This window comes from Streptomyces sp. NPDC055140, assembly GCF_053607285.1.
Genome location: NZ_JBSGTG010000004.1, coordinates 225,418 through 240,044, shown reverse-complemented (window position 1 = coordinate 240,044; position 14,627 = coordinate 225,418). Strand labels below are relative to the sequence as shown.

The 14,627-nt window shown below is 69.4% G+C and carries 11 protein-coding genes; all 11 read left to right on the top strand.

Annotated features, from left to right (window positions below):
* The first annotated feature begins 154 nt into the window (after positions 1-154).
* The 11 genes from tkt (at position 155) to ACWFR4_RS11175 (ending at position 14,620) form a co-directional block, all read left to right on the top strand.
* Positions 155-2,239 (top strand): transketolase, encoded by a 2,085-nt coding sequence (gene tkt / locus ACWFR4_RS11225; protein WP_453652032.1) that lies wholly within the window; start codon positions 155-157, stop codon positions 2,237-2,239.
* A gap of 38 nt (positions 2,240-2,277) precedes the next feature.
* Positions 2,278-3,414 (top strand): transaldolase, encoded by a 1,137-nt coding sequence (tal, locus tag ACWFR4_RS11220; RefSeq protein ID WP_453456740.1) that lies wholly within the window; start codon positions 2,278-2,280, stop codon positions 3,412-3,414.
* Positions 3,411-4,943 carry a glucose-6-phosphate dehydrogenase gene (gene zwf, locus ACWFR4_RS11215; RefSeq protein WP_453456743.1) on the top strand — a complete coding sequence of 511 codons (1,533 nt, stop codon included), beginning with the start codon at positions 3,411-3,413 and terminating at the stop codon, positions 4,941-4,943. Before tal ends, zwf begins: the two co-directional genes overlap by 4 nt.
* The gene (gene opcA, locus ACWFR4_RS11210) at positions 4,940-5,875 is read left to right on the top strand and encodes a glucose-6-phosphate dehydrogenase assembly protein OpcA (RefSeq protein ID WP_375986828.1); all 936 of its coding nucleotides are present in this window, start codon (positions 4,940-4,942) and stop codon (positions 5,873-5,875) included. The genes zwf and opcA overlap by 4 nt, the downstream gene beginning before the upstream one ends.
* Positions 5,868-7,514 carry a glucose-6-phosphate isomerase gene (gene pgi / locus ACWFR4_RS11205; RefSeq protein ID WP_453652030.1) on the top strand — a complete coding sequence of 549 codons (1,647 nt, stop codon included), beginning with the start codon at positions 5,868-5,870 and terminating at the stop codon, positions 7,512-7,514. Before opcA ends, pgi begins: the two co-directional genes overlap by 8 nt.
* A 17-nt stretch (positions 7,515-7,531) precedes the next feature.
* Positions 7,532-8,407: a phosphogluconate dehydrogenase (NAD(+)-dependent, decarboxylating) gene (gene gnd / locus ACWFR4_RS11200; protein ID WP_266676216.1), complete on the top strand. Its 876-nt coding sequence runs from the start codon at positions 7,532-7,534 to the stop codon at positions 8,405-8,407.
* Positions 8,408-8,426: 19 nt separating this feature from the next.
* The gene (locus ACWFR4_RS11195; RefSeq protein WP_453652028.1) at positions 8,427-9,026 is read left to right on the top strand and encodes a histidine phosphatase family protein; all 600 of its coding nucleotides are present in this window, start codon (positions 8,427-8,429) and stop codon (positions 9,024-9,026) included.
* Between the two features lie 112 nt (positions 9,027-9,138).
* A complete protein-coding gene (locus tag ACWFR4_RS11190) occupies positions 9,139-10,830 on the top strand; it encodes a carbohydrate binding domain-containing protein (RefSeq protein ID WP_453456753.1) in 1,692 nt (563 codons plus the stop codon).
* Positions 10,831-11,027: 197 nt separating this feature from the next.
* Positions 11,028-11,894 (top strand): ROK family protein, encoded by an 867-nt coding sequence (locus ACWFR4_RS11185; RefSeq protein WP_453652026.1) that lies wholly within the window; start codon positions 11,028-11,030, stop codon positions 11,892-11,894.
* 31 nt (positions 11,895-11,925) lie between these two features.
* Positions 11,926-13,620 carry an ABC transporter substrate-binding protein gene (locus ACWFR4_RS11180; RefSeq protein ID WP_453456758.1) on the top strand — a complete coding sequence of 565 codons (1,695 nt, stop codon included), beginning with the start codon at positions 11,926-11,928 and terminating at the stop codon, positions 13,618-13,620.
* A gap of 10 nt (positions 13,621-13,630) precedes the next feature.
* Complete coding sequence (locus tag ACWFR4_RS11175) at positions 13,631-14,620, top strand: ABC transporter permease (RefSeq protein ID WP_453456761.1); 990 nt, start codon at positions 13,631-13,633, stop codon at positions 14,618-14,620.
* The last annotated feature ends 7 nt before the right edge of the window (positions 14,621-14,627 follow it).

Genomic DNA, 14,627 nt, shown 5'->3' with positions numbered 1-14,627 from the left:
TGTCCCATTTTCACCGAACGCTGGCACGGGGGCACCTGCCGCTCCAAAAGTATGACCTTTAGATTCGTAGGTAGTTCGACCAGGGCTTTAGCCCCGGTCGGGCGGTGCCTTTCGGTACCTCGGATGCACAACGGATGCGAAGGAAGTCGTACAGATGAGCACGCAGATACCGGACGCCCTCGGCCCCTTCGAGTGGAGCGACCTCGACCGGCGTGCCGTCGACACCGCGCGCCTGCTCGCGGCCGACGCCGTGCAGCAGGTCGGCAACGGCCACCCGGGTACGGCGATGAGCCTGGCCCCCGCCGCGTACACCCTCTTCCAGAAGGTCATGCGCCATGACCCGGCCGACCCCGAGTGGACCGGCCGCGACCGCTTCGTCCTCTCCCCGGGCCACACCAGCCTCACCCTCTACACCCAGCTCTTCCTCTCCGGCTACGAGCTGGAGCTGGACGACCTGAAGGCCTTCCGCACCCACGGCTCGAAGACTCCAGGCCACCCCGAGTACGGCCACACCGCCGGCGTCGAGACGACGACAGGCCCCCTCGGCCAGGGCGTCGCCAACGCCGTCGGCATGGCGATGGCCGCCCGCTACGAGCGTGGCCTCTTCGACCCCGAGGCCCCCGAGGGCGAGTCCCCCTTCGACCACACCATCTGGGCGATCGTCTCCGACGGCGACCTGGAGGAGGGCATCTCCGCCGAGGCCTCCTCCCTCGCCGGCCACCAGAAGCTCGGCAACCTCGTCTTCGTCTACGACGACAACCACATCTCCATCGAGGGCGACACCGCCACCGCGTTCTCCGAGGACGTCCTGAAGCGGTACGAGGCCTACGGCTGGCACGTCCAGCGCATCGAGCCCAAGGCCGACGGCGACACCGACGCGCAGGCCCTGTACGAGGCCCTGGCCGCGGCGAAGGCCGAGACCGGCCGCCCGTCCATCATCGCGATGCGCACGATCATCGCCTGGCCCGCCCCGAACGCGCAGAACACCGAGGCGTCCCACGGCTCCGCCCTCGGCGCCGAGGAGATCGCCGCCACCAAGCGCGTCCTCGGCTTCGACCCGGCGCAGACCTTCGAGGTCGCCGACGACGTCATCGCCCACACCCGCGGGGCCCTCGACCGCGGCGCCGACGCGCACGCCGAGTGGGACAAGCGGCTCGGCGAGTGGCGCACGGCCGAGCCCGAGCGCTCCGCCCTCCTCGACCGCATCGTCGCCGGCCGCCTCCCCGAGGGCTGGGAGCAGGCGCTCCCGTCCTTCGACGCGGGCACGAAGGTCGCGACGCGCGCCGCGTCCGGCAAGGTCCTCCAGGCGCTCGGCCCGGTCATCCCCGAGCTGTGGGGCGGCTCCGCGGACCTGGCGGGCTCGAACAACACGACGATCGACAAGACGTCGTCGTTCCTGCCCAAGGGCAACCCGCTGCCGGAGGCCGACCCGTACGGCCGCACGATCCACTTCGGCATCCGCGAGCACTCGATGGCCGCCGAGATGAACGGCATCGCGCTGCACGGCAACACCCGTATCTACGGCGGCACCTTCCTCGTCTTCTCGGACTACATGCGCAACGCCGTCCGCCTCTCCGCGCTGATGCAGCTCCCCGTCACGTACGTGTGGACCCACGACTCCATCGGCCTGGGCGAGGACGGTCCCACGCACCAGCCCGTCGAGCACCTCGCCTCCCTGCGCGCCATCCCGGGCCTGAACATCGTCCGCCCGGCCGACGCCAACGAGACCGCCGTCGCCTGGCGCGAGATCCTGCGCCGCGGCACGACCAAGCCCGCCCCGCACGGCCTCGCGCTGACCCGCCAGGGCGTGCCCACCTACGAGCTCGACGAGCGGGCGGCGAAGGGCGGTTACGTCCTGCGCGAGGCCTCCACCGAGACGCCCGGCCTCATCCTGATCGCGACCGGCTCCGAGGTGCACCTCGCCGTGGCCGCCCGCGAGCAGCTGGAGGCCGAGGGGATCGGCACGCGCGTCGTGTCGATGCCGTCCGTCGAGTGGTTCGAGGAGCAGTCGCAGGACTACAAGGACAGCGTCCTGCCGTCGTCCGTGAAGGCGCGCGTCGCCGTCGAGGCCGGCATCGGACTGACCTGGTACCGCTACGTCGGCGACGCCGGACGCATCGTCTCCCTGGAGCACTTCGGCGCCTCCGCCGACGCCGCCACGCTCTTCGCCGAGTACGGCTTCACCGCCGACAACATCGCCGCCCAGGCGCGCGAGTCCCTCACCGCCGCCCGCGCCTGACCCGTACGCACCCGTACACCCGAAAGAAGATGAAGAACATGAGCAACGCCGACTCCACCGTCACGCCCCTCAAGTCCCTTGCCGGCGAAGGCGTTTCCATCTGGCTGGACGACCTGTCCCGCAAGCGCATCGAGTCCGGCAACCTCGCCGAACTGATCGAGAACAGCCACGTCGTGGGCGTCACGACGAACCCCTCGATCTTCCAGGCGGCCATCGGCTCCGGTGAGGGTTACGAGGAGCAGCTCGCCGACCTCGCCACCCGCGGCGTCACCGTCGACGAGGCGGTCCGCATGATGACCACCGCCGACGTCCGCGCCGCCGCCGACATCCTGCGCCCCGTGTACGACGCGACGCAGGGCCGCGACGGCCGCGTCTCCATCGAGGTCGACCCGCGCCTGGCCCACGACACCGAGGCCACCGTCGCCGAGGCCAAGCAGCTGTCCTGGCTGGTCGACCGCCCGAACGTCATGATCAAGATCCCGGCGACGAAGGCGGGCCTCCCGGCCATCACCGAGGTCATCGGCCTCGGCATCAGCGTCAACGTCACGCTGATCTTCTCCCTGGAGCGCTACCGCGCCGTCATGGACGCCTACCTCGCGGGCCTGGAGAAGGCGCAGGCCGCGGGCATCGACCTGGCGGGCATCCACTCCGTCGCCTCCTTCTTCGTCTCGCGCGTCGACGCCGAGATCGACAAGCGCCTCGACCAGGTCGGCACCGACGAGGCCAAGTCCCTCAAGGGCAGGGCCGCCCTCGCCAACGCCCGCCTCGCGTACGAGGCGTACGAAGAGGTCTTCGCCTCCGGGCGCGCCACGAAGCTGGAGACCGCCGGCGCCAACAAGCAGCGCCCGCTGTGGGCCTCCACCGGCGTCAAGGACCCCGCGTACAAGGACACCCTGTACGTCGACGAGCTCGTCGCCCCCGGCACGGTCAACACGATGCCGGAGGGCACCCTGAAGGCCACCGCCGACCACGGCGAGATCACCGGTGACACGGTGACGGGCGGCTACGAGCAGGCCCGCGCCGACCTCAAGGCCGTCGACGCGCTCGGCATCTCCTACGACGAGGTCGTCCAGCAGCTCGAGGACGAGGGCGTCGCCAAGTTCGACGTGGCGTGGAACGACCTGCTCGGCACGGTCGCCGGCCGCCTCGCCGACAAGGAGGCGCAGGCCAAGTGAGCACCACCGCTTGGCAGAACCCGCTGAGGGACCCCCGCGACCGCCGTCTGCCGCGCATCGCGGGCCCCTCCGGGCTCGTCATCTTCGGCGTCACCGGCGACCTCTCCCGCAAGAAGCTGATGCCGGCCGTCTACGACCTCGCCAACCGCGGACTGCTGCCGCCGGGCTTCTCGCTCGTCGGCTTCGCCCGCCGCGAGTGGGAGGACCAGGACTTCGCCCAGGTCGTCCACGACGCGGTGCGCGAGCACTCCCGCACGGAGTTCCGCGAGGAGGTCTGGCAGCAGCTCGTCGAAGGCATGCGCTTCATCCCCGGCGACTTCGACGACGACACGGCGTTCAAGCAGCTGCGCGAGGCCGTCGACGACCTCGACGAGAAGCGCGGCACCAGCGGCAACTACGCCTTCTACCTCTCCGTGCCGCCGAAGTTCTTCCCGCAGGTCGTGCAGCAGCTCAAGAAGCACGGCCTCGCCGACGGACCCGAGGGCTCCTGGCGCCGCGCCGTCATCGAGAAGCCGTTCGGCCACGACCTCGCCAGCGCCCGCGAACTCAACGCGATCGTGCACGACGTCTTCGCCCCCGACCAGGTCTTCCGCATCGACCACTACCTCGGCAAGGAGACCGTCCAGAACATCCTGGCCCTCCGCTTCGCCAACCAGATGTACGAACCCATCTGGAACCGGAGTTACGTCGACCATGTGCAGATCACGATGGCCGAGGACATCGGCATCGGCGGCCGCGCCGGCTACTACGACGGCATCGGCGCCGCCCGTGACGTCATCCAGAACCACCTCCTCCAGCTCATGGCCCTCACCGCCATGGAGGAGCCGGCCTCCTTCGACGCCGAGTCTCTCCTCACCGAGAAGCTCAAGGTCCTCAAGTCGGTACGGCTGCCCGAGAATCTCGGCGAGCACACCGTCCGCGCCCAGTACGCGCCCGGCTGGCAGGGCGGCGAGAAGGTCCCCGGCTACCTCCAGGAAGACGGCATCGACCCCAAGTCGAATACCGACACCTACGCGGCCATCAAGCTGTCGGTCGACAACCGCCGCTGGGCGGGCGTCCCGTTCTACCTGCGCACCGGCAAGCGCCTCGGCCGCCGCGTCACCGAGATCGCCGTCGTCTTCCAGCGCGCCCCGCACTCCCCGTTCGACTCCACCGCGACGGAGGAACTCGGCCAGAACGCCGTGGTCATCCGCGTCCAGCCCGACGAGGGCATGACCGTACGCTTCGGCTCGAAGGTCCCGGGTACGTCGATGGAGATCCGGGACGTGTCGATGGACTTCGCCTACGGCGAGTCCTTCACCGAGTCCAGCCCGGAGGCGTACGAACGGCTCATCCTGGACGTCCTGCTCGGCGACGCCAACCTCTTCCCCCGCACGGAGGAAGTGGAGGAGTCCTGGAAGATCCTCGACCCGATCGAGGGCCACTGGGACACCCACGGCCGGCCCGCGCAGTACGCCTCGGGAAGCTGGGGCCCGAAGGAAGCGGACGAGATGCTCGCACGAGACGGACGGAGCTGGCGCAGGCCATGAAGATCGACCTCACCGACACGACGGCAAGCAAGGTCAACAAGGCCTTGGTGGAAGGCCGCAGGGCGATTGGCACCCCGGCCGTGGGCATGGTCCTCACGATGGTCATCGTGACCGACGAGGAGAACGCCTACGACTCCATCAAGGCCGCCGAGGAGGCCTCCCGCGAGCACCCCTCGCGCACCCTCGTCGTGATCAAGCGGCACGCCCGCTCGCCCCGCGACCGCCAGGGCAACCGCCTCGACGCCGAGGTGCGGGTCGGCGCGGACGCCGGCACCGGCGAGACCGTCCTGCTGCGCCTGTACGGCGAGGTCGGCCAGCACGCCGACTCCGTCGTCCTGCCGCTGCTGCTCCCGGACGCGCCCGTCGTCGTCTGGTGGCCCGTCGACGCCCCCGAGGTTCCCGCCAAGGACCCCCTGGGTGCGCTCGCCCAGCGCCGCATCACCGACACGTACGCGGTCGAGGACCCGCTGTCCGCGCTGGCCGCCCGTGCCGCCTCGTACGCCCCCGGCGACACGGATCTGGCCTGGACCCGCCTCACCCCGTGGCGCTCCATGCTCGCCGCCGCCCTCGACCAGGCCGGCGCCGAGATCACCTCGGCGGCCGTCGAGAGCGAGGCCGAGAACCCCAGCGCCGAGCTGCTCGCCCGCTGGCTGGGCGTCCGCCTCGGCGTGCCCGTCGAGCGCGTCACCACCGCGGGACCGGTCGTCACCGCCGTCCGCCTCGGCACGGCCGGCGGCGAGATCCGCATCGACCGCCCCGAGGGCCCGCTCGCGCAGCTCACCCTGCCCGGCCAGCCGCAGCGCACCCTGGCCCTCAAGGTCCGCACCACCTCCGAGCTGATCGCCGAAGAACTCCGCCGCCTCGACGCGGACGAGATGTACGCCGTCGCTCTGCGCGGCGACGGCACCAAGGAGCGCGTTCAACATGCCTGACACCACCCCGCACCTCACGGTCCGTCCCCAGTGGACGGCCCTGTCGGACCACCGCGCGAAGCAGCGCCAGGTCCATCTGCGGGATCTGTTCTCCACCGACCCGGACCGCGCAGGGCGCTACACCGTCCAGGTCGGCGACCTGCACATCGACTACTCCAAGCACCTGATCACGGACGAGACGCTCGCCCTGCTCCAGGAACTGGCCACCGCCACCGGCGTGTTCGGGCAGCGCGACGCCATGTTCCGCGGCGAGAAGATCAACACGACGGAGGACCGGGCCGTACTGCACACGGCGCTGCGGGCCCCGCGTGACGCGGTGATCGAGGTCGACGGTGAGAACGTCGTCCCGGCCGTCCACGCCGTCCTCGACAAGATGGCCGTCTTCGCGGACAAGGTCCGTTCGGGCGAGTGGACGGGCCACACCGGCAAGCGGATCAAGAACGTCGTGAACATCGGCATCGGCGGCTCCGACCTCGGTCCCGCGATGGCGTACGAGGCCCTGCGGTCCTTCACCGACCGCGGTCTGACGGTCCGTTTCGTGTCGAACGTGGACGGTGCGGACCTGCACGAGGCCGTGCGTGACCTCGACCCGGCCGAGACGCTGTTCATCATCGCCTCGAAGACGTTCACCACGATCGAGACGATCACCAACGCCACGGCGGCGCGCGGCTGGCTGCTCAAGGCGCTCGGCGACGACTCCGCGGTCGCGAAGCACTTTGTCGCCCTGTCGACGAACGCCGAGAAGGTGTCCGACTTCGGCATCGACACGGCCAACATGTTCGAGTTCTGGGACTGGGTCGGCGGGCGCTACTCGTACGACTCGGCCATCGGGCTCTCGCTGATGATCGCGATCGGTCCGGACGCCTTCCGGGAGATGCTCGACGGGCTCCACCTCGTCGACGAGCACTTCCGCACCGCCCCCGCCGAGGCGAACGCCCCGCTCCTGATGGGCCTGTTGGGCATCTGGTACGGCAACTTCCACGGCGCCCAGTCGCACGCGGTCCTGCCGTACTCGCACTACCTGTCCAAGTTCACGGCGTACCTCCAGCAGCTCGACATGGAGTCCAACGGCAAGTCCGTGGACCGCGAGGGGCGCCCGGTGGACTGGCAGACGGGACCCGTGGTCTGGGGCACCCCCGGCACCAACGGGCAGCACGCCTACTACCAGCTCATCCACCAGGGCACGAAGCTCATCCCGGCCGACCTGATCGGCTTCGCCCGCCCGGTCGGCGAGCTCTCCGCTCAACTGGCCGACCAGCACGGCCTGTTGATGGCCAACCTGTTCGCGCAGGGGCAGGCCCTCGCCTTCGGCAAGACCGCCGACGAGGTCCGCGCCGAGGGCGTCGCCGAGGCGCAGGTGCCCCACCGCACCTTCAGGGGCAACCACCCCACGACCACCATCCTGGCGAAGGAACTCACCCCTTCCGTCCTGGGCCAGCTCATCGCCCTCTACGAGCACAAGGTGTTCGTCCAGGGCGCCGTCTGGAACATCGACTCCTTCGACCAGTGGGGCGTCGAACTCGGCAAGGTCCTCGCCAAGCGCGTCGAACCCGCCCTCACCCACGGCGCCGACGTCCCCGGCCTCGATGCCTCCACCCAGGCGCTCGTCGCCACCTACCGCACGCTCCGGAAGAAGTGAAGACAGACATGACCGCGATACAGCTCGGACTCATCGGCCTCGGCAAGATGGGCGGCAACATGCGCGAGCGCATCCGCCGCGCGGGCCACACCGTCATCGGCTACGACCGCAACCCCGAGGTCTCCGACGTCGCCTCCCTCGCCGAGCTCGTCGAGAAGCTCGAGGGCCCGCGCGTGGTCTGGGTGATGGTCCCCGCGGGCGCCGCCACGCAGTCGACGATCGACGAGCTGAAGGAGCTCCTCTCGCCCGGCGACATCGTCGTGGACGGCGGCAACTCCCGCTGGACCGACGACGAGAAGCACGCCGCCGAGCTCGCCACCAAGGGCATCGGCTTCGTCGACGCCGGCGTCTCCGGCGGTGTCTGGGGCCTGGAGAACGGCTACGCCCTCATGGTCGGCGGCGACAAGGAGCACATCGCCCGCGTCCAGCCCGTCTTCGACGCCCTCAAGCCCGAAGGCGACTTCGGCTACGTCCACGCCGGCAAGGTCGGCGCCGGGCACTTCTCCAAGATGGTTCACAACGGCATCGAGTACGCCATGATGCAGGCCTACGCCGAGGGCTGGGAGCTCCTGGAGAAGGTCGACTCCGTCACCGATGTGCGTGAGGTCTTCCGCTCCTGGCAGGAGGGCACGGTCATCCGTTCCTGGCTGCTCGACCTGGCGGTCAACGCGCTGGACGACGACGAGCACCTGGAGAAGCTGCGCGGCTTCGCCGCCGACTCCGGAGAGGGCCGCTGGACCGTCGAGGCGGCCATCGACAACGCGGTGCCGCTGCCCGCGATCACCGCGTCCCTCTTCGCGCGCTTCGCGTCGCGCCAGGACGACTCGCCGCAGATGAAGATGATCGCGGCGCTGCGCAACCAGTTCGGCGGCCACGCCGTCGAGAAGAAGTAATCAGGGGGAGACGGCAGCCATGGGCGACCTCCTGCTGGTCCGCCACGGCGAAACGGAGTGGAGCCTGTCCGGACAGCACACCAGCTGGACGGACAAGCCCCTCACCCAGCACGGCGAGGAACAGGCCAAGTCCCTCGCCCCGCTCCTCGCCGGACGTCCGTACGCCCTCGTCCTCACCAGCCCGCTCGGCCGCGCGGTCCGCACCGCCGACCTCGCGGGCCTGAGCGGGGCCAGGCCCGAACCGGATCTCCACGAGTGGCACTACGGCGCCTACGAAGGCGTCACCACCCGCGAGATCCACCGCACCCGCCCCGACTGGGACCTGTGGACCCAGGGCGTCCCGCTGGGTCCCGAAGGCGGGCCCGGCGAGTCCCCCGGGGCCGTGGGCGAGCGGGCCGACCGCGTCCTGGCCCGCGTGGCGCCCGTGCTCACGGAGGGCGATGTGGTCCTCGTGGCCCACGCCCACGTCCTGCGCGTGCTCACGGCCCGTCGCCTGGGTCTCGCCCCGGCGGACGGCCGGCTGTTCCAGCTGGCGACCGGGACGGTGAGCCGCCTTTCGACGGAGCACGGGCGACCGGTGATCGCGGAGTGGAACGTGCGGGCGCCCGGACACGAGTGAGCCGAGTGAACGCGGGGTCTTGACAAGGGGATTGGTCCATACCAACTTGGTGGTCGCGCCTCGCGCGCCGCTGGTGTCCGGTCCAATCCCCTTGCCCCCACCGGGAGTTCATGTGTTCTCCAGACGCAAGAGACGCTCTGCAAGGCCCCGCCTTCTCGCCCTCATCGGAGCCGCCGCACTCGCCGCGGCCGGCGCGGTCGCCCTCCCCACCACCGCGCAGGCGGCGAACGTGCTGTCCAACGCGGGCTTCGAAAGCGGCAGCACGAGCCCGTGGACCTGCTCCGGCGGGCTCGGCTCGGTCGTGTCCAGCCCGGTCCACGGCGGCACCAAAGCCCTCTCGGGGGCGGCCAGTTCCAGCGACAACGCGAAGTGCAGCCAGACCGTCTCCGTCCAGCCGAACACCGCGTACACCCTCTCGGGCTGGGTGCGCGGCAACTACGTCTACCTCGGCGTGGACGGCGGGGCCTCGACCTGGACGCAGTCCCCGACGGCCTACAGTCAGCTCACGGTGCAGTTCACGACCGGCGCCTCCCAGACCAGCGCCACCATCTACACCCAGGGCTGGTACGCGCAAGGCACCTACTACGCCGACGACATCAGCCTCGACGGGCCCGGTGGCGGGGGCGGCGACACCCAGGCGCCCACCGCCCCGACGGCTCTGAAGTCCACCGGCAAGACCTCGACGAGCGTCTCCCTGTCCTGGACCGGGGCGAGCGACAACGTCGGCGTCACCGGCTACGACATCTACAGCGGCGGCAGCAACAAGCTCCTGACGGTCTCCGGTACGAGCGCCACCGTCAGCGGCCTCTCGCCGAGCACCGCGTACGCCTTCACGGTCAAGGCCCATGACGCGGCCGGCAACGCCTCGGCCGCCTCCAACTCGGTCTCCGTGACCACGGATCAGGGCTCCGGCGGCGGCACCGGCTTCAAGCAGGCGGCCCCGTACTTCTACACCGGCTGGGGTGACCCGCCCAGCCCGGCCACGGTGATGAACGCGACCGGCGTCAAGTGGTTCACGATGGCGTTCGTCCTCTCCTCCGGCGGCTGCAACCCCGCCTGGGACGGCCAGCGCGCCCTCACCGGCGGCCAGGACCAGACCGCGATCAACGCCATCCGCTCCGCGGGCGGCGACATCGTCCCGTCCATCGGCGGCTGGAGCGGCAACAAGCTCGGCCCCAACTGCTCGACCCCCGAAGCCCTCGCGGGCGCCTACCAGAAGGTCATCGACGCGTACGGGCTCAAGGCCATCGACGTCGACATCGAGAACTCCGACGAGTTCGAGAACGAAGCCGTCCAGGACCGCATCCTGGGCGCCCTGAAGATCGTCAAGGCCAACAACCCGGGCCTGCGCACGATCCTCACCTTCGGCACCTCGACGACCGGACCGACGTACTACGGCAACCGCCTCATCGAGCAGTCCAAGGCCCTGAACGCGGACATCGACGTCTTCACGATCATGCCGTTCGACTTCGGCGGCGGCTCCGACATGTACGGCAGCACCGTGAACGCCGCCGAGGGTCTCAAGACCAAGCTCAAGTCCGTCTTCGGCTGGGACGACACGACGGCGTACGCGCACATCGGCATCTCCGGCATGAACGGCCTCAGCGACCAGCAGGAGACCACGACGCCGGCGATCTGGACCCAGGTCAAGGACTGGTCCAACAGTCACCACATCGCCCGCCTCGCCTTCTGGTCGGTCAACCGTGACCGGCCGTGCGCGGGCGGGGGAGTGGCGGAGAACTGCTCCGGCATCAGCCAGGACAACTGGCAGTTCACGAAGATCACCGCCGGGTTCACCGGCTGAGCGCCTCCGCACCGGACAGGCCCCCGGGATTCCCGGGGGCCTTGTCGTTGCCGAATGCCCCGAGAGCCCCGAAAGATCCTCAACTTCGTTGTGAACGCGAGGACTTACGCAGGAGACGCATCGCGCGTACAGTCCCGGGCAACCTCGTTTAGTTACGTAACTTTACTGGCGCCTCCCTCCCGCGTGAGGAGCTCCATGTGAACGTGCCTCCCTCCACGCCCGTCGTTCTCGCCCTCGATTTCGGCGGCACCAAGACGGCTCTGACCGTCGCAGACCAGCACGGCGCCCGGTTGCGCGACCTCACCGTCGAGACCGCGGCGGAGCACGGCGCACGGGCCGGCCTCAAGAGGGCCGTGGGCGCCGCCCGAACACTTCTCGACGGCCGCGAACCCGTCGCCGTCGGGGTGTCCACCATCGGCATCCCCGGCGCCGAAGGTGTCGCCCTCGCCCCGAACATCCCCGGCTGGGAAGAGCTCGCCCTCGGCCATGAACTCGCTCTGGAATTCCCGGGGTCGGAGCTTCGACTCGCCACCGATGTGAAGGCCGCGGCCCGCTACGAGCACGATGCCGGGGCGTTGAAGGGCTGCGACCCGGGCCTGTACGTCAACCTCGGCACCGGCCTCGCCGTCGCGATCGTCGCCGGCGGTACGGTCCTGGCCGGACGGCACGGTGCGTCCGGCGAGATCGGTTACAACCTGCGCACGGTCGCCGACGTCGGACGCGGCCCGGGCGACCGGATCCCGCTGGAGGACGTCGTCAGCGGCAAGGCCCTCAGTCGGGCGGCGCAGACCAATGGCTCCACCGAACTCGCCCATCACATAGGGGAGTTCATGGACGAGCTGGCCTTCCATCTCGTCAACCTCGCCATCGCCGTAGATCCCCAGCGGATCGTCGTCGGCGGCGGCATGGTCCGCTCCTGGGCCGCTCTGCACGCACCGCTGCGCACCGCCCTGGACGCGGCCGTGCCCTACCCGCCGCAGCTCGTACCCGCAGCGCACCCGTACGACGCGCCCCTCCTCGGGGCACTCGCGCTGGCCGTCGAGGCCGCGCGCACCGGAACCTGACGCACCCGGCCCACGAAGGGACTGGCAGGACATGAGGCCCACGCGCATCCTCGCCGCAGCGGTCATCGGCGCGCTCGCCGTGACGGCGACGGCCTGTTCGGAGACCAAGCACAAAGGCGGCTCCGACAGCAACGACGCCACACAGAGCAGCGGCCCGAGGAAGAAGGGCGGCACGGTCACCATCGCCAACACGGCGGGGCAGACCTGGACCTGCAACTTCAACCCGTTCAACCCGGCCGTCTACAACACCTCCATCGGCTTCGTCTACGAACCCCTGATCTACGTCAACACCCTCAAGAACCAGGCCGAGACACCGATGCTCGCCAAGAGCTACAAGTGGAACGCCGACAAGACGCAGATCGACTTCACGATCCGCTCCGGAGTGAAGTGGAACGACGGCAAGCCGCTCACCGCCAAGGACGTCGCCTTCACCTTCGACCTCATGAAGCGCGTCAAGTCCACCGACCTGTACGCCCTGTGGACCACGGCCGGACTCCAGTCGGCGACCGCCTCCGGAGACCAGGTCACCCTGAAGTTCGAGAAGGCGGCGCAGCCCTACTTCTACGCGTTCGCCCACCAGGTCGCCATCGTGCCCGAGCACGTCTTCGGCACCGGCGCGGCCGCCGCCCACCCCGACACCTGGGTCGACAAGAAGCCCGTCGGCACCGGCCCGTTCGAGGTCGACCCCTGCTCGCCGAACAACATCCAGTACACGGCCAACCCCGACTACTGGCAGCAGGGCAAGCCGTACATCCAGAAGGTCGAGTACCCGGCCTACCTCGACAACGGCCCCGCCAACCTCGACCTCGCCAACGGCAAGGCGCAGTGGGGCAGCCAGTTCATCCCGGGCATCAAGCAGTTCTACCTGGACAAGTCGGCCGACAACCACACGTGGTCGCCGCCCGTCCAGAACGTCAGCATCCACCCGAACCTGGACCCGTCCCACAAGATGACCAGCAACCTCAAGGTCCGGCAGGCGATCTCGTACGCCATCGACCGCGAGAAGGTCTCCAAGATCGGTGTGGGTGGACAGGAACCGGCCGCGAACCAGTCGGGCATCGTGACACCGACGTTCGACAAGTACTACGACAAGGCGGCCGTGGAAAAGGCCGGATTCGACAAACCGGACCCGGCCCGCGCCAAGAAGCTGCTCGGCGAGCTCGGCTACTCCCCGTCCAAGCCGCTCAAGCTGAAGATCATCACGATCACCGGCTACACCGACTGGGACGCCTCGCTGAACGTCATCAAGCAGAACCTGAAGGCCGTCGGCATCGACCTCGCCGTCCAGGACCTCGCCCAGCAGACCATGGTGGGCAAGCTCTACACCGGCGACTACGACCTGGCCTATTACAGCCAGCAGACCAGCGGCCCCACCCCGTACTACGAGCTGCGCCAGATGCTGCACTCCGCGAACACCGCGCCGCTCGGCAAGAACGCCGCGAGCAACTGGGAGCGCTACAAGAACCCGAAGGTCGACCAGCTCCTCAACGACTACGCGTCGGCGGACGAGACCAAGCAGGTCGACATCGTCAAGCAGGTCGCCCAGTACATGATCGACGACGTACCGCTGATCCCGGTCGTCGAGTCGGTCGACTGGTTCCAGTACAACACCAAGGACATCGGCGGCTGGCCCACCGAGGACAACCCCTACGCCCAGCCCGCGGCCTACAACTTCCCCGACACGGGCCAGGTGCTCACCCATCTGTACTCCAAGTCGGCCCAGTAGGCGGTGACCTGTGCGCTTCATACTGCGCCGCCTGGGGTTCTTTCTCCTCACGCTCTGGGCGGCCCTCACCCTGAACTTCTTCATCCCGCGCTTCATGCCGGGCGACCCGGTCGACGCGCTCGTCGTGCGCACCCGCGGCCGCGTCTCCCGCGACGCGCTCGAACAGATGCTGACGTCGTTCGGCTTCAAGCCCGACCAGAACGTGGTGGTCCAGTACGTCGACTACCTGGGCCACATGTTCACCGGCAACTGGGGCCGCTCGATCGGCCAGACGCTGGGCGAGCCGGTCACCAAACTGATCGGCGGCGCCCTGCCCTGGACCCTGGGCCTCGTCGGCATCACCACGGTCCTCGCCTTCGTGCTCGGCACACTCATCGGCACCGTCTCCGGCTGGCGCCGCGGCGGCGCCCTCGACGCGATCCTCCCGCCGATCTTCGTGATCACGTCGGCGCTGCCGTACTTCTGGGTGGGCCTGCTGCTGATCCTGGTCTTCTCGCAGGGCACCGGCGGCTGGTTCCCCGCCAACTTCAACTACGACACCACGATCGTGCCCGGCTTCTCCCCGGGCTTCGTCGGCAGCGTGCTCTCCCACGCCGTGCTGCCGGCGGCGACGCTGCTCATCACGACGATCGGCGGCTGGATCCTCACCATGCGCAACAACATGATCACGACGCTGGCCGAGGACTACGTCCGGATGGCCCGTGCCAAGGGCCTCGGCTCCCGCCGCATCATGTACGGCTACGCGGCCCGCAACGCGATCCTGCCCAACCTCGCCGGCTTCGCCATGTCCCTCGGCTTCGTCATCTCGGGCGCGATCCTCATCGAGTACGTCTTCAACTACCCCGGCATCGGCTACCTCCTCTACAACGCCGTCCAGAACGTCGACTACCCGCTGATGCAGGCCCTGTTCATGCTGTTCACCGTCGCGGTGCTGGTGGCGCTGCTGGCCGTGGACATCGCGACCGTGTGGCTCGATCCACGAGCCAGGGCGAAGGGGTGAGCGCCCG